Here is a 14,992-nt window from a genome sequence, read left to right as displayed (position 1 = left end):
ATCAACGTCCCCGCTTGGCGCGCACCAGCGCCTCATCGAGCGACGAGAGAAAACGTGACCTATCGTTCTTGCTGAAGGGCGGTGGTCCGCCGACTGCATCTCCGCCGGCACGCAGATCCGCCATGATGGCCCGCGTGGCGATGGCAGCGCCGATCGAGTTCAGAGTGAAAAGCTTCCCATTTGGCGCGATGACCGCTGCGCCGGATTTTAGGCAACGGTCAGCCAGGAGAATGTCCGCCGTGATACAGATCGCGTCGGGCGCAGCGCGTTCGGCAATCCAGTCATCCGCCGCATCAAAGCCGTCGGAGACGATCACCCGCTCGATCCACGCATGGGCTGGCACGCGGATCGGGCTGTTGCTGACAATCGCCACCGAGGCGCCGTGGCGGGCGGCGACCTTGTAAACCTCTTCCTTCACTGGGCAGGCGTCCGCATCCACGAGGATACGGATCACCGATCAGGACGCCTTTGCGGTGGGCGCTTCTTGTGGAAAGGCTTCGCGTGCGACCTTTCACCGGATACACGCGGGGCTCCGCCACCTGGTCTGCCCTGGCGACTGGGGCCGCCATGTTCCCGTTTGTTCCGCTTCGCTTCGGCGCGGGGAGGGCCGTCCATGGGAACGATCTCCACCCCGTCGTCTTCATCCGCTGCTGTGCGCCGGACGGCCGCCATGAAGCGGTCCGCGACTGCGCCTGGCACCTCAAACATGGTTTCCTTCGCGGAGATGCGGATGGCACCGATCTCTCCACGGTTGAGGTGCCCGCGGCGGCATAGCAGCGGCAGGATCCAGCGGGGGTCTGCGCTCTGATCGCGGCCGATGTTGAGGCGGAACCAAGTGCTCTGCTCGAACCCCTCACGCGGAGCGCGAGGCGCCGGCTCGGCGCTCAGCAGCTCTTCTGGCTGCGGCATCCGGGCGCGGTGTGCCTGAACCAGGGCCGTGGCGATTTCCTCGGGACTGCGCTCAGCCAGAAGGCGTGTGACCAGTACGTGATCGGCTTCATCCGGCTCGACCGGCGCGAGCAGCGCACCTAGTAATCTTTCGTTGTCGGCAGCGCGGATTTCGTCGGCGGTCGGGGGCGACAACCACTCGGCCGCGATACGTGCAGAGCGAAGCATACCTTCGACCCGGCGGCGGCGCGGATAAGGCACCAGCAGCACGGCGGTGCCTTTCTTGCCCGCGCGTCCCGTGCGTCCGGAGCGATGCTGAAGCGTCTCGGCGTCGCGAGGAATCTCGACGTGGATCACCAGCGTCAAGCTGGGAAGATCGATGCCGCGAGCCGCCACATCGGTTGCGACGCAGACGCGGGCGCGACGGTCGCGCAATGCCTGCAGCGCTTGGTTGCGCTCATTCTGGCTGTGTTCGCCGGAGAGCGCGACAGCAGCAAATCCACGCTCTGTAAGGCTGGCATAGAGGTGCCGCACGTTGTCGCGGGTTGCGCAGAACAGGATCGCGGTTTCAGCCTCGTGCAGCCGCAGGAGATTGACCACCACCCGCTCGATATCCGCCGGAGCGAGGGCCATCGCCTGATAGCTGATGTCACCATGTCCGCGATCGTCGCTGACGGTGGAGATGCGAAGGGCATCGCGCTGGTAGCGGCGGGCGAGCGCTACGATCGGCTTCGGCATCGTCGCCGAGAACAGCAGGGTGCGCCGCTCGGCAGGTGTGGCGTCGAGCAGTTCCTCAAGATCTTCGCGGAAGCCCATGTCGAGCATTTCGTCCGCCTCATCGAGCACGACGGCCGCAAGGGCCTTCAGATCCAAGGCACCGCGCTCCAGATGGTCACGCAGGCGCCCGGGCGTCCCGACAACGATCTGAGCGCCCTGGCTGAGCGCCCGTCGCTCGACCGAAGGATTCATGCCGCCGACGCACGTCGCGACGCGTATCCCGCTGTTCTCATAGAGCCACGACAGTTCGCGACTGACCTGCAGGGCCAGTTCACGAGTCGGTGCGATGATCAGTGCACGAGGCGAGCTGGCAGGCAAGGGCCTGCCCTCGTCGTCCAACAACTGCGGGGCCATTGTGAGGCCGAACGCGACGGTTTTGCCTGAACCGGTCTGCGCGGACACGACGAGGTCGCGTCCTGCTGCTTCAGGTTCGAGCACGGCCGCCTGAACGGGCGTGGGCGTGGTATAGCCACGCGCGATAAGCGCTTCGGATAGAAGCGGAGAGTAAGTGGTGAAGGTCATGGCTCTTGCTTAAATGAGGGCTCGCCTAACGAGGCGGGCTCGCATGCGCAGAAGCGCCTATACTTAGGAGATTGCCCGTCCAATTTCAATAGGAGGGGGTCTTGCGTGCGAGTACCCGTGACCGGAAGCATGCCTTCAGGTGGACGGGCCCTCGCTTAGCCTGGCAAGCTTTGCCGCCAACTCTGCCTGCACAAACGGTTTGCTCAGCAAGGACAGCCGGGGATCCGCACCGTTGGCCTCGGCGTATCCGGAAATGATAATCACCTTTGTGGCAGGTAGCACCCCAAGGACGTGCCAGGCCAGCTCAGTTCCGGACTGGCCTGGCATCAGGTGATCGGTGACCAGGTAGTCAGGCACCAGGCCCTTGTCGATCAACTCAATAGCTTCTGCGGCGCAGCGGGCGGAATGGACCTGATAGCCAAGGTCTATCAACATGTCGGTAGTGGTGTCCCGCACCAGATCCTCGTCGTCGACAAGGAGCACAGTCCCAATAGACGGGGCGACGATCGGCTCATGAGCGGGCATATCGGAAGCGGGGGCTTCGTTGCTGCGCGGCAGACAAAGCTGGATCTGCGTCCCGAGTCCGGGCTTGCTCTTGATCGTCAACCTTCCGCCAAGCTGCGCGGCGAGGCCATGCACCATGGACAATCCGAGGCCGGTGCCGCGGCCAACGCCCTTGGTCGAGAAGAAGGGGTCCACTGCGCGCCTGGCAGTCGCCTCATCCATCCCGACGCCGTCGTCCGTGACGGAAAGGCATACGTACTCGCCAGGCTGCAGATCACCTAGCTCGCCAGACCCGACGGTGAGAGCCGATGCCGCGATGCGCAACGTGCCTCCATCGGGCATCGCGTCACGCGCATTCACGCTGAGGTTGAGCAATGCCATTTCAAGTTGATTGGGATCAGCCAGAGCGGGAGGGAGATCGTCTGCCATTTCCACCACGGTTGCGATCCGAGGGCCAACGGTGCTTGAGATGAGGTCAGCCATCCCGTTCACGAGGCTGACGATGTTGACGGGTACCGTCTGCAGTGGCTGCCTACGCGCGAACGAGAGCAGACGTTGTACCAGGGTTTTTGCGCGTTCAGCCGCCTGCATGGCGCCCGCGACAAGCTTCTGATCGCGTTCGTCGCCAAGACCTTTGCGCTGCAGCCTGTCGAGTGAGCCGATGATCGGCGTGAGCAGGTTGTTGAAGTCGTGGGCGACGCCTCCGGTCAACTGGCCCATCGCTTCCATTTTCTGCGACTGCCGGAGCGCTTCTTCCGAGAGAATCTGGGCAGTCACGTCACGGCTCGATCCGAATATCCGCACGACCTGGCCTTGATCATTCGTCATCGGGATGAGCGTCGTATCCCAGTACTGCGATCGCTCTCCCAACGTGAAGATATCGCGGTACGAGAATATCTTGGCGGTCTCGACCACGTGGCGGTAAGCCTCGACCACGCGCGTCGCGGTATCTGCCGGCAGGACTTCGTCGATGCGCTTGCCTTTGATAGCTTCAAGCTTGAAGCCTACGCCCCCCTCGTGAGCAGGGTTGATCTGTTCGACGATGAATGTGGGGCCGTCACCCACTCCGAGGACGAAGAGCGGATCGGGTGTGTTTTGAAAGTAGGCGCGGTAAAGGGCATCGGCTTCGCGGCGGGCCTCCTCAGCTTGCCTCAATTGCGCCGACCTTGCCTCAACCCGCGCTTCGAGCGTGGCGTTCATCTGGCGGAGCTGATTTTCCACCTCGGCCCGCTCGATGACCAGGCGGGTCCGCTCGGCCAATTCCTCCAGGAACAGGACGTCATCGGCGTGCCATCCGCGCGCGAACCGGTCGGCTACGAACACAATGGTCCAGAGGCGCTCGTCCCTCAGAAAGGGCACAATGAGAAGCGAGCGAGTCTGCAGGTCACCGCCTCTTCTGCCGATGCGCGCCGGTTCCTCCCGAGAGTGTTGAAGCGAGTCCTCCACAATCACCGTTCGGCCTGCATTGAGTTCCGCAATGAGCTTCGACCCAAACTGTTCCGCGGGGCGCGTACCGGCCAGGGGAGCTACGGACCCATCGCTCCAGCACGTTTCGAACTGAAACTCTTCGTTCTCCGGATCGAACTGCGCGAAGCCCGCTTGCGAGGCCGAGAAATGCGCGCCGATCATGGCAGCCATGTCCTGCAGCGTACTTCGCGTGTGCTGCCCTCTCAGCACGTCCGCGATGCTGAGCCGCATTGCGATCCGTGCCTCGCGGCGGGCATAGGCGTTGAAAGCGCGATCGATCTGAGCGGCCCCAAGCGCCAGCAGGAGAATGGCGAGGGTGACCACGGTGATACCGATTGCCAGGTACGTCTGGCTGAGGCTCGCGCTCTCCCCCGCGTGATCGACCTGCCTCGCTGCAGTGAAGACAGCTGCCTTCATGCCGGCGTAGTGCATGCCAGCGATCGCACCTCCCAAAGCGATCGCGGCGGCAGCCCTGTGGTTTGCCTGCTGATCGCGGGACGCCAGCCAGGTGGCGGCAGTCGCGGCGCCGATGGCGATGAGCACGGAGAGACTGAGCCAGAGGCGCTCGTAGCTCAGCGTCGCGTCCATGCGCATGGCGGCCATGCCCATGTAGTGCATTGCAGCTACGCCCGTGCCCATGAGCAAACCTGAAACGACCACGCGCAGCGAGGTTGCCACGCCCCAGCTCATCGCGATCAGGCCACCGGTCGTAAAGGCGATAGGTGTGGCTAGAGACAGAAGACTTAGCGGAATATCGTAGCTGATGCTCATTCCTGGCACGCTGAAGGCCAGCATGGCCACGAAGTGCATCGACCATATGCCTCCGCCCAGTGTTATCGCGGCAGCCCCAAGCCAAGCGCGCCTCATCAATCCCACCGAGGCCCTCATCCGACCCGCGAGGCTGAGGGCGGTATAAGAGGCGAATGCCGCAATCAGCACTGAAAGGATCACAAGGAAGTGGTCGTGAATGCCGACGATGAACATTCCACGCTGCTTCCACAGCACGGGTGGAAAGACAATGATGACGTAAGCAAAACAGGTACATTTTCACGTACTTGCGCTACTCCGACGCAGCAGTGCCTCACTTATGCCATGTCATCGAGCTTGGCTTCCGCAAGTTCGGATGGGACAGATCCGCTGTTGAGAATAGCTGCTGGCAGGCCGATTAGCTTCTCGACTATTTCTTTTCGGAAGTGTTACGTTTTATTGCGGCGGCGATCCTGGGCGGGTTTGGGCGCAGAAGAGTGGCATGCGGTGAGTTTTCGACGGAACGGGAACTCTCCAACGCAGTTAAGGATGGCAGCCACAGTTCGTGGCGTGGCAGAGCAGTTCGGCAATCGGCCCTTCACCATGTGAACGCGCCAGATCAGAACGAGGCTGAGAAGCGTTGGCTCCAGTGCGAAGGCTTTGGGAGTTCCGAGCGAATATGGAGGTGGGAATCCCGTTGCAGGTGCCATACTGCGGCCCGGCGCCGCTCCCGGCAGAGTGGATCGGCCGCTGGAATCTCGATCCTTGGCTGCTGGGCGCGTTGCTTATGCTGGCCATTGCTTCTGCTGGGTACGTTCAGCAACAGCACAGGCGATCTTTGATGGCAGGATGGTTGTTTCTCATCCTGGCGTTTGTCTCGCCTCTGTGCGCCCTGAGCAGCGCTCTGTTCTCCGCAAGGGCAGTCCATCATGTGCTGCTTGTGGCGATCGCAGCGCCGTTGCTGGCACGCGCTTTCCCGGCAGAGCGCGAGAGCGGCTTGGCGCTGCCGTTCGCAGTGTCCGCTCTCACGCTGTGGTTGTGGCATGCGCCGCCGCTTTACACTGCCGCCCTGAATGACAATGCGATCTACTGGCTTATGCAGGTCTCGCTTCTGGGTACGGCATGGTGGTTCTGGCGCTCGGTTTTCGCGGCGCAGGACGTGTTGCCGGCTGCGCTGCTCACCGTGGCTGCCGCGATCGGGCAAATGGGGCTGCTGGGAGCGCTACTGACCTTCGCTCCCGACCCGCTCTATGCACATCATTTGACGGCGCCACTGGCGTTCGGATTGACCCCACTTCAGGACCAGCAGCTTGCGGGGCTTATCATGTGGGTTCCTGCGATGGCGCCTTATCTGCTCATCGCGATCTGGATGGCTCGGCGCGCCTGGAGCGGAAACCTGGCGCAGTGTGCCTCGTGATGCTGGCGATCAGTATTGTGAAAGCGCTCCACATCATGGGGATAAGCTTATGGGCGGCGGGGCTGATCGCGGTGCCGCTCATGCTCGCCCGGCACACTCCGAATGACAATCAGGAGGAGTATGCGCGAGTCCGCCGTTTCACGCATTACGGCTATACACATCTGTTGACGCCCGCTGCCGTCATCGCGGTGGCAGCTGGCACCGGACTCATCTTCCTGCGCGGTGTCTTCGTGCCCTGGATGTTCGCCAAGCTGGTTCTGGTCGGTGCCCTGGTGGCGCTTCACGCCGGCGTTGGAAACATCGTCGTGCGGATGGGCGAGCAGACAAACGAGCGCCAGCCTCCGCACCCCCTGCTGTTCGTCATTCCCGCACTCTTTCTGCTGACCGCGATTCTTTTGGTGGTCTTGAGCAAGCCGGGGATCGGGGACGGTTTCATCCCCGAATGGCTCCATTCGCCCCGTGAACTTCAGCTCCCGCTGGACGAGGTGCCGACTTGATAGTCGAACACCAGCTTGCCGCCGTGCCATCCTGCAAAGCCGGCAAACGCTGCCGACAGGCTCGACAGCAGCAGCCCGTAGGGCAGCAGCATCTCCTCATAGCCGTAGAGGCGGTATCCCCAGTTGGCGCCCAGCACCGCCAGCAGCGTCATGGCGATGATGAAATGAGTCCAACTTGCGGCGCGCGCGCGGATTCCTGGAACGACAAGCAGCTCTACAGTGCCGGAGAGGCCCGCCAGCAGCCCCATGAGGAACGCCATTCCCGAAGCCCAAAGCGCCGCACGTGCCCAAAACAGGTCGCCGGTGGCCCAGTAGAAAATATCTGCGCCCCACGCACAAGTGGTCAGCGCTATGGGGAAGGACACCAGCATCGCATGAACCGGATGTCCGGCAATGGCGATGCGGGACTCGGCATGGTTGAACTTGGGATTGCTGCTGATCGGATCCGTAAGCTGGTTCTCGCGTTTCTCGTGCGCTTGCATCGTGCTCCTTCCGTTTTTGTGCCGGTCATGACCATAACGCTGGGAGGAGGAATTCTTTCCGGCTGCAGCGGTCCATTGTCCACGATGGACCCGGCAGGGCCATCGGCGGAGGCGATCAATTCACTCTGGTGGGTGATGCTGGCCGGTGCAACGGCGATCTTCCTTCTCGTAACAGCGCTGCTGACGATGGCTTTCCTGCGGCAGGGAGATGGCAGCACTTCTGCCCGAAAGTGGATCATCGGAGGCGGCCTCGTCTTTCCCTCGACAGTCCTGTTGGCGTTACTCGCCTACGGGTTGATCATCGGAGAGCGCTTGCTGCCGCGCTCTGGTCCGCAGGTGGTCGAAGTAGGGGCCGAAAGCAGCCGCTGGCGCTGGACCTTCCATCACCAGCGACCTGACGGCTCCATCCTCACAACTCCCGACGTGCTCCATATTCCCGCCGGGCGCCCTATCGATGTGGTGCTGACCACGCGGGACGTGATCCACGCCTTTTGGGTGCCCCGGCTGGCCGGGAAAATGGACGCGATCCCCGGTCACCGGAACGTCCTTCGCATAGAGGCTGCGGCGCCGGGTACTTATGCCGGGATATGTGCGGAGTATTGCGGCATCGGCCACGCCGGCCATGCCTTCCGCGTCGTTGTGCATGATGACGCCGGCTGGTCCGGTTTCCTGACAGGAGAGAGTTCATGAAGGCGCTGCGGCTCCACCGTGCCTTCGAAGCGATCTGGGGGGCTCCGAAGGGCTGGCGCGGTACATTTTCAAGCGTCAACCACAGCACGTTGGGCATTCGCCTGATGGTGACAGCCTTCGGGTTTTTCCTGATCGGCGGCATCCTCGCGATGCTGATCCGGGCGCAGCTCGCTACACCGCACAGCGCTTTCGTGGGACCGGAAGCGTACGCGCAGTTCTTTACGATGCACGGCAGCATCATGATGTTTCTGTTTGCGATCCCCATGTTCGAGGGGTTCGCGATCTACATGCTGCCCAAGATGCTGGGCACACGCGACTTCGCCTTCCCGCGACTGACTGCCTACGGCTGGTGGTGTTACCTGTTCGGCGGATCGATGCTGCTGTTCGCGATGCTGGCGGGGGTCGCGCCGGATGCGGGCTGGTTCATGTACACGCCGCTTTCGTCCAAGCCTTACTCGCCCGGCATCAACTCCGATTTCTGGCTGCTGGGGATCACCTTCGTGGAGATCTCGGCGATCGTCACCGCAGTCGACATCGTCGTGACCATCTTGAAGATGCGGGCTCCAGGCATGTCGCTCGACAAGATGCCCCTGTTTGCCTGGTACATGCTGGTGACCACGATGATGATGCTGGTCGGGTTCCCGCCGCTCATCCTTGGCTCCATCCTTCTGGAGCTTGAGCGTGCTTTCGGCTGGCCCTTCTTCGATGCCGCGCGGGGAGGGGACTCCCTGCTATGGCAGCACCTTTTCTGGCTGTTCGGCCATCCGGAAGTCTACATCATCTTCCTGCCTGCTGCCGGAGCGGTCTCGATGATCCTGCCGGTGATGGCGCGCACCCGGATACTTGGGTACGGCTGGATCGTGGGTGCCGTGATCGCGCTGGGCGTTCTCAGCTTCGGCTTGTGGGTCCACCACATGTTCACGGTGGGCATTCCGCACATGGCGCTCGCCTTTTTCTCGGCTGCCTCGACGCTGGTGGCGATCCCGACGGGCGTGCAAATCTTCGCCTGGATCGGCACATTGTGGGCGGGCAGACCCCAGATGAAAATGCCGATGCTCTATCTGATCGGCTTCTTCATCGTCTTTGTCATGGGCGGGCTCACAGGCGTGATGGTCGCGGTGGTGCCGTTCGACTGGCAGGCGCATGACAGCGCTTTCGTGACCGCGCACCTTCACTACGTGCTATTCGGGGGGTTCGTGTTCCCGATGCTGGCGGCGGCGTACTACTGGCTCGCGCATTTCACCGGGCGACAGTACCAGTACCGGCTGGGCACGGCCGCGTTCTGGCTGATCCTGGTCGGCTTCAATCTCACCTTTCTCCAGATGCACATTGTCGGCCTGCTCGGCCAGGCACGGCGCATCGAGACGTATCCGGCGGGGATCGGCTGGACTGCTTACAATCTAGTCTCGTCCATCGGGGGCTTCATTCTCGCTTTTGGAATTGGCCTGTTCCTGATCGACATATTGCTTCAGTTTTTTCACGCGCCGAAAAGCCGGCGGAACCCTTGGGGCGCCGGCACGCTGGAGTGGGCGATGCTCATTCCGTCTACAAGCTACAATATCGCCAGCATTCCACACGTGGACGATCGCGAGCCCGTTCACGACCAGCCCGACCTCGCATTGTCTCTGGCACGCGGGGAGGGCTACCTCGCCGAACCGCGTAATGGGTGGCGCGAGACATTGGCCGTGAAGACCAGCAGCGGGAAGATCGACCACATCATCGTGCTGCCGGGCAATACTACCCTGCCCGTCTGGACCGCGGTGGTGACCGGCGGCTTCTTCGTGCTCATGCTGCTCAAGCTTTATTGGCTTACGCTGCTGCCACTGTTGGGACTTGTCGTAATGGCCTGGCGCTGGGCCGCAGAACTCGGCCGGAAGGAGGACGTGGGAGCGCTTTCGGTCGGTCACGGCCTATCCCTTGTGACGCATGCGGAAGTTCAGGACCCGCCGGGATGGTGGGGCAGCATCTTTCTCCTCACAGCCGATGGCACATTCTTCGCCTCGCTGTTGTTCGGCTACGCCTTCTTGTGGACGGTCGCGCCCGCCTGGCCGCCTCCGCACTTGTTCGATGCGGGGATCGCGGATCTTGCCGCCGCCCTTGCCGGTGCAGCGCTGGCCGCGTTCGGAGCACGCAGCGCACTCCGCCGTCTGAGGCGAGGCAGCACCGGTGGCGGCGCTCTGGCGATCGCAGGGTTGACGATCATGCTTCTGGCGTTGTGTGCAGCGGTGCTGCGGGCGCCGCCGCCCACGGAACACGCCTACAACGCGGTGTTGGCGGTGCTGATAGCGTACGCTGTATTCCACGTGGCGATAGCACTGCTGATGCAGGTGTTCGTCCTGCTGCGTGCTCGGGCCGGGTTCCTCTCGCCACAACGAAGTGCCGAGTTGCGGATCGCGCAGCTGTGGGCGGATTATGGAGTCGGGTCGGGTCTTATCGTGCTGTTCGCCATCCATGTTCCGGCGCTAATCGCATGACCGCCTTGTTGCGCGCCGTTTCGGGTCTGATTGTCTGGGCTGTCGCCTTCTCCGCCCTCTATGGCTTGCAGGGGCTTGGATGCGCCTTGGGGTGGGACGCCATGATGGTGGGGCCCATCCAGCTCGGAAGGGCGGCGTTGATCGCGCTCTGGCTCGCCTTTGTGGCGGTGCAAGCGTGGATGATCTGGCACTTTTCGCACCACACGCACGGTTCGATGTTCCTGAACCGGCTAGCGGTCGCGATTGCGGTAATTGGATGGGTCGCCACGATCTACACCGGCGTGCCCGTCGTCACGACCTCGATGTGCTTCTAGAGCGGCGCTTACCTCTCCCAGCAATCGGAAAAACCGCGCCGCCCCGGAGGCTTCGTGGCGCGATGGACCTTGTCAGTCGAAGGAGACCTTGCCGCGTCCGGCCTTGACCGAACCGCGCAGCTTCTTGCCTTTGAGGCGCTGTTCCTTGCCCACTCGGTTGAGGCGGCTCTTGGCGCGTTTGGTGGGAAGCTGCTGTGCTTGCACAAGCAGTTCGGCGAGCCGTTCGCGGGCGTCGGTACGATTGGCTTCCTGCGTGCGAAACCGCCGAGCAGCGATGACCAACTCGCCGCGTGCCGTCATGCGGCTGCCCGCAAGTTCGCGCAGCCGTGCAAAGACCGGCGGAGACAAGCGCAGAGCATAGACGTCGAGGCGCAGTTGCACGGCGGTTGCTACTTTGTTGACATTCTGACCGCCGGGACCGGACGCGGCGATGAAGGTCTCCGTCGCCAGCGACTGCGCGCGTTCGACCACTTCGTCAGGCATTGTCTGGCGGCGTCGGCTCCGGTTCGAAGCCGGCAGCGATGAAGTCGGCCGGGAAGGGCGCGGCGGCGATAATCGGCGGCTTGCCTTCCCGGGGCACGCAAAGGACGGCAGCATGAAGCATCGTGCGCGGTGCGCCTTTGCCGTCGCCATACACAGGATCGCCCAGGAGTGCGGCGCCGAGGCCGCTGGCGGCATGGACGCGGATCTGATGGGTGCGTCCCGTTTCCGGCCGGAACTCGACCAAAGTGCGACCTCCCTCCGTAGCAAGCTTGCGCCAGTGAGTAACAGCAGGCTTGCCCTTGCGAGCGGGGATCATTCGCCAGCCATCCTTGGCGGTGCTGACTTTGGAGAGGGCCAGTTCAATGGTGCCCTCGTTCTGCTCCACCAATCCATCGACGATACCGAGGTAGACTTTCTCCACCGTGCGCGCTTCGAAGGCGGCAGCGAAGCGCTTCAGAGCCTTGGGATTGCGCGCCAGCAGGAGGCAGCCTGAGGTGTCGCGATCAAGCCGATGGACTGGAGCAGGTACGCGCTGAAAGTTCAGCCTCAGCGCCTCCAGTTCATCCTCCAGGCTCCGCCCGCCGGCACGCGGCTGGTCGAGCGGCAGCCCTGCGGGCTTGTCGATGACCAGCGCTTCGCCGTCTTCGAAGAGAATGGCGGGAGTATTCATGACAGGGCTTTCGTAATTCGGTTGAGCGCTTCGCGCAGTTTGTTCTCGTCTGCCGCAAAGCTGATGCGAAAGCCGTCACGGCCGCCGAAGGCGGAGGCGGGAACAACGGCGACGCCATGGTCCAGCAGGTGCAGGACAAGGGCAGTGTCATCCGCGAAGCGATCCATCAAAGCAGCGGCATCGACCATGCAATAGAACGCGCCCTGCGGCGTCGGCGTCCAAAGGCCGGATATCGCGTTGATGGCACTTACCACCATGTCGCGCCGCATACGGAAGCGATCGCGCCAATCGGCGAGGAACTCCTGCGGGCCTTCAAAGGCCGCCATTGCGGCCGCCTGGCTGATGGAACTGGGGTTGCCGGAGGAGTGCGACTGCAACTTCTCCATGCTGCGGATTAACCATTCCGGACCAGCGGCGACGCCGATGCGAAACCCTGTCATCGCATGGCTTTTGGAGACGCCTGAGATCGTGAGGATGCGCTCGGCCAAGTCAGGGCACTCCGCCGCAAGCGTGACATGACCTTGGCCCGTGTAGTTGAGCGGCGCGTAGATATCGTCCGAGAGCACCATCACGCGCGGGTGGCGGCGCAGCACTTCGCCAATGCTGTGCAGCATCTCCGGGGGGTACCAAGCGCCGGTGGGGTTGCCCGGGCTGTTCAGCAGCAGCCACTGGGTTCGCGGGCAGATCTGCGCCTCCAACTCTGCTGCGGTGAAGATATAATTGCGCTTCGCCGATGTGATCAGCGGCACCACGCGCCCACCGGCAAAGCGCACGATCTCGGGATAGCTGACCCACCAGGGCGCCGGCACGATCACTTCCTCGCCTTCGCTGACGGTTGCCATCAGCGCGTGGAAGATGGCCTGCTTTCCCCCGGCGCTCACTGTCACCTGCGAAGTCGGCACTTCGACACCGAGATCGCGAGCGAAGTGAAGAGCCGTCGCTTGCTTGAGTCTGCTCGTGCCGCCGATCGGTGTATAGCGGGTCTCCCCGGCATCGAGCGCGTTCTTGGCGGCGGCGATCACGTGCGGAGGCGTCGCGAAATCCGGCTCGCCCACTGAAAGCGAGATGATGTCGATACCCTGCTCGCGAAGCTGCGTCGCCCGGTCAGTCATGGCCGCGGTTTGCGAAGGCGCGATGCGCGAAAGTGCGTTCGAGGTGTGCATCAGGTGAGCAGCCGTGCCGGCATGAGGCCGCGCAAAGCATTCCCGACGAAGAACCCGTCGGAGAGATCATCGAGCGTGAGGTCTGCTTCCCGCGCGCGTTCGGCGTCGAGGAAGGAGCGGCGCAGGACCCCCGGCAAGAGCCCCAGCTGTGCGGCAGGAGTTAACAAAACCCCTTCACGTTCGACAAAGATGTTCGTGAAGCAGCCCTCGGTCACGAGCCCATCGTCACGCAGGAACAGCCCTTCGTGCGCGCCGGCTGTGCGTGCGGCGGAAAGGCCGGTGTCGTAAAAGCCACGATCAGTGGTCTTGTGGCGCAACCGCCAATCGCCGGCGTCCACCGGAAGCGGCAGCACCGCGCAAGTCACTTGCGCCGGCAGCGCGGCAGGCATCTCGCCCAGCTCAAGGCTGTAGGCTCCGCTCCGCGCCGCCACGATGCGGAGCCGCGAGGGGCGTTCGGCATCGAAGCACAGCGCCTGGATGGCATTACGCAAGGCGTGGCGATCGAATTCAAACCCCAGTTCGTTGGCACTGTCGCGGAGGCGTTCGAGATGAAGCTCGAGAAGAGGTATGCCTTCCTCAGGCGTGAACCGCATCGTCTCGATCAAGTCGAACCGGGCCGGGCTACCTTCTCCCGATTGTCGCACGAATCCCCCTTTGACCAGACATTCCCGCCACTCGGGAAGTGCTTCTGAATCCGCGATGATCGCCGATCCCACACCCAGCACCGCCCGGCCGCTCAAACTCTCGCCGCCGCTGCCCTCGACTGTCAGGCGCAAAGTGCGGATTGCCACATTGAACGCCGCATCGCCAGAGGGATCGATCCGGCCAATGCTGCCGCAATAGACTTCGCGAGGATCGCGCTCCACCTCGCCGATCAGCTCCATGGCTCTGATTTTCGGAGCGCCGGTCACCGAGCCGCAGGGAAACAGGGCCAGCAGCACGTCCAGAGCATCCTTGCCGGGGGCAAGCCGAGCGCGGACGGTCGAGACCATCTGGTGCACCGTAGGATAGGTCTCGATAGCGAAAGGATGATCGACACGCACGCTGCCGGGCAGAGCCACGCGCGAGAGATCGTTGCGCATTAGGTCGACGATCATCAGATTCTCGGCGCGGTCTTTCGGCGATGCCGCCAGCGCGCTCCGCAGTGCTGCATCCTCAGCTGCGTCCCCGCCTCGCGGCCGAGTGCCCTTCATCGGGCGCACCGTCACGACGCCGTCCTCCAGAGCGAAGAGCAACTCGGGCGAGAAGCTGAGCAGCCACTGCGCACCGTCATGGATGATGCCACCCATTCCCGCCGCTGCCGCCGGGCGCAGTGCCGCATAGAGACTGACGGGGTCACCGCGCCAAGGCCCCGCCAGCGGAAATGTCAGGTTCGCCTGGTAGATGTCACCAGCTTCGATGGCTTCATGCATCCGCTCGAAAGCACGTGTGTAGGCACCCGCTGAAACTTGCGCTTCAAGCGGACCGATCGTCGGTCTTGCGCGGCCATGCTGCTGTGCCAGCCATCGCGCGACGCCGTCTGTGGGAATGGCTTCGTAGCGGTCGAAGGCGCCGAACCAGATCAGCGGTGTGCTCCCAATGCGCCGCGTCAGTGAAGGCGCGAGCTTCGGCTCAAGCGCAAGGCCGGCCTCATAGGAGATCATGCCGGCGAGATAATGGCCCTCGGCCGCTAGCCGGCCGAGCCTTTCAAGAGCCGGGAGCACGTCTTCGGCACGCCGCGCGACGACAAGTTCGCCAGGAGTCTGGTACAGTCGTGCGCCTGCCGTTGAGCCTTGACGCGCATCGTCAAGCAACACGAACGGTGCGCCGCTCAGGACAGGGATCGAAGACTGCGACACTGCCGGGCGTTTAGCGGCTTGTGTGATCGCTGGCAAAAAGGCTCTCGCGTAGCAGCGTT

General features: G+C 63.1%; 13 protein-coding genes. 5 read left to right on the top strand and 8 right to left on the bottom strand.

Annotated features, from left to right (window positions below; translation table 11 throughout):
• Window position 1 precedes the first annotated feature (1 nt).
• From ABVV53_RS11590 to ABVV53_RS11580, 3 genes are all read right to left on the bottom strand, one after another.
• Complete coding sequence (locus ABVV53_RS11590; RefSeq protein ID WP_353984608.1) at window positions 2-451, bottom strand: YaiI/YqxD family protein; 450 nt, start codon at window positions 449-451, stop codon at window positions 2-4.
• Window positions 451-2,187 carry a DEAD/DEAH box helicase gene (locus ABVV53_RS11585; protein WP_353984584.1) on the bottom strand — a complete coding sequence of 579 codons (1,737 nt, stop codon included), beginning with the start codon at window positions 2,185-2,187 and terminating at the stop codon, window positions 451-453. The genes ABVV53_RS11590 and ABVV53_RS11585 overlap by 1 nt, the downstream gene beginning before the upstream one ends.
• A gap of 135 nt (window positions 2,188-2,322) precedes the next feature.
• Window positions 2,323-5,142, bottom strand: coding sequence for an MHYT domain-containing protein (locus ABVV53_RS11580; protein ID WP_353984583.1), 2,820 nt, complete (start codon window positions 5,140-5,142; stop codon window positions 2,323-2,325).
• Window positions 5,143-5,746: 604 nt separating this feature from the next.
• Between ABVV53_RS11580 and ABVV53_RS11575 the strand changes: the two genes are divergently transcribed.
• Together ABVV53_RS11575 and ABVV53_RS11570 are read left to right on the top strand one after the other, a co-directional pair.
• The gene (locus ABVV53_RS11575) at window positions 5,747-6,322 is read left to right on the top strand and encodes a cytochrome c oxidase assembly protein (protein WP_353984582.1); all 576 of its coding nucleotides are present in this window, start codon (window positions 5,747-5,749) and stop codon (window positions 6,320-6,322) included.
• Window positions 6,322-6,819: a CopD family protein gene (locus ABVV53_RS11570; protein WP_353984607.1), complete on the top strand. Its 498-nt coding sequence runs from the start codon at window positions 6,322-6,324 to the stop codon at window positions 6,817-6,819. Before ABVV53_RS11575 ends, ABVV53_RS11570 begins: the two co-directional genes overlap by 1 nt.
• Here ABVV53_RS11570 and ABVV53_RS11565 read toward each other — a convergent pair.
• Window positions 6,789-7,301 (bottom strand): DUF2231 domain-containing protein, encoded by a 513-nt coding sequence (locus ABVV53_RS11565; protein ID WP_353984581.1) that lies wholly within the window; start codon window positions 7,299-7,301, stop codon window positions 6,789-6,791. The genes ABVV53_RS11570 and ABVV53_RS11565 overlap by 31 nt on opposite strands.
• Window positions 7,302-7,328: 27 nt before the next feature.
• On the opposite strand from ABVV53_RS11565, the gene ABVV53_RS11560 reads away from it, so the two are divergent.
• The 3 genes from ABVV53_RS11560 to ABVV53_RS11550 are packed head-to-tail and all read left to right on the top strand — an operon-like array spanning window position 7,329 to window position 10,779.
• Window positions 7,329-7,991: a cytochrome c oxidase subunit II gene (locus ABVV53_RS11560; protein WP_353984580.1), complete on the top strand. Its 663-nt coding sequence runs from the start codon at window positions 7,329-7,331 to the stop codon at window positions 7,989-7,991.
• Complete coding sequence (gene ctaD / locus ABVV53_RS11555; RefSeq protein WP_353984579.1) at window positions 7,988-10,465, top strand: cytochrome c oxidase subunit I; 2,478 nt, start codon at window positions 7,988-7,990, stop codon at window positions 10,463-10,465. The genes ABVV53_RS11560 and ctaD overlap by 4 nt, the downstream gene beginning before the upstream one ends.
• On the top strand, window positions 10,462-10,779 hold the full coding sequence (locus tag ABVV53_RS11550) for a hypothetical protein (protein WP_353984578.1): 318 nt from the start codon (window positions 10,462-10,464) through the stop codon (window positions 10,777-10,779). Before ctaD ends, ABVV53_RS11550 begins: the two co-directional genes overlap by 4 nt.
• A gap of 72 nt (window positions 10,780-10,851) precedes the next feature.
• On the opposite strand, the gene arfB is transcribed toward ABVV53_RS11550, so the two are convergent.
• From arfB to pabB, 4 genes are read right to left on the bottom strand one after another with little or no spacing between them, the layout of a single operon-like run.
• Complete coding sequence (arfB, locus tag ABVV53_RS11545; RefSeq protein WP_353984577.1) at window positions 10,852-11,262, bottom strand: alternative ribosome rescue aminoacyl-tRNA hydrolase ArfB; 411 nt, start codon at window positions 11,260-11,262, stop codon at window positions 10,852-10,854.
• Window positions 11,255-11,932, bottom strand: coding sequence for an RluA family pseudouridine synthase (locus ABVV53_RS11540; RefSeq protein WP_353984576.1), 678 nt, complete (start codon window positions 11,930-11,932; stop codon window positions 11,255-11,257). The genes arfB and ABVV53_RS11540 overlap by 8 nt, the downstream gene beginning before the upstream one ends.
• Window positions 11,929-13,095, bottom strand: a complete 1,167-nt coding sequence (locus ABVV53_RS11535) for a pyridoxal phosphate-dependent aminotransferase (protein WP_353984575.1) — start codon at window positions 13,093-13,095, stop codon at window positions 11,929-11,931. Before ABVV53_RS11535 ends, ABVV53_RS11540 begins: the two co-directional genes overlap by 4 nt.
• Window positions 13,095-14,933, bottom strand: coding sequence for an aminodeoxychorismate synthase component I (pabB, locus tag ABVV53_RS11530; protein WP_353984574.1), 1,839 nt, complete (start codon window positions 14,931-14,933; stop codon window positions 13,095-13,097). The genes ABVV53_RS11535 and pabB overlap by 1 nt, the downstream gene beginning before the upstream one ends.
• Between the last annotated feature and the right edge of the window lie 59 nt (window positions 14,934-14,992).

Source organism: Novosphingobium kalidii, assembly GCF_040534015.1.
Lineage (GTDB): Bacteria > Pseudomonadota > Alphaproteobacteria > Sphingomonadales > Sphingomonadaceae > Novosphingobium > Novosphingobium kalidii.
The sequence above is the reverse complement of the archived record's forward strand: the minus strand, read 5'-3'. Positions and strand labels throughout refer to the sequence as shown.

Coding starts and splice junctions, on each gene's coding strand:
- ABVV53_RS11585 (WP_353984584.1), bottom strand. CDS start 2,187: ATGACCTTCACCACTTACTCTCCGCTTCTATCCGAAGCGCTTATCGCG.
- ABVV53_RS11580 (WP_353984583.1), bottom strand. CDS start 5,142: ATGTTCATCGTCGGCATTCACGACCACTTCCTTGTGATCCTTTCAGTG.
- ABVV53_RS11575 (WP_353984582.1), top strand. CDS start 5,747: ATGGCAGGATGGTTGTTTCTCATCCTGGCGTTTGTCTCGCCTCTGTGC.
- ABVV53_RS11570 (WP_353984607.1), top strand. CDS start 6,322: ATGCTGGCGATCAGTATTGTGAAAGCGCTCCACATCATGGGGATAAGC.
- ABVV53_RS11565 (WP_353984581.1), bottom strand. CDS start 7,301: ATGCAAGCGCACGAGAAACGCGAGAACCAGCTTACGGATCCGATCAGC.
- ABVV53_RS11560 (WP_353984580.1), top strand. CDS start 7,329: ATGACCATAACGCTGGGAGGAGGAATTCTTTCCGGCTGCAGCGGTCCA.
- ctaD (WP_353984579.1), top strand. CDS start 7,988: ATGAAGGCGCTGCGGCTCCACCGTGCCTTCGAAGCGATCTGGGGGGCT.
- ABVV53_RS11550 (WP_353984578.1), top strand. CDS start 10,462: ATGACCGCCTTGTTGCGCGCCGTTTCGGGTCTGATTGTCTGGGCTGTC.
- arfB (WP_353984577.1), bottom strand. CDS start 11,262: ATGCCTGACGAAGTGGTCGAACGCGCGCAGTCGCTGGCGACGGAGACC.
- ABVV53_RS11540 (WP_353984576.1), bottom strand. CDS start 11,932: ATGAATACTCCCGCCATTCTCTTCGAAGACGGCGAAGCGCTGGTCATC.
- ABVV53_RS11535 (WP_353984575.1), bottom strand. CDS start 13,095: ATGCACACCTCGAACGCACTTTCGCGCATCGCGCCTTCGCAAACCGCG.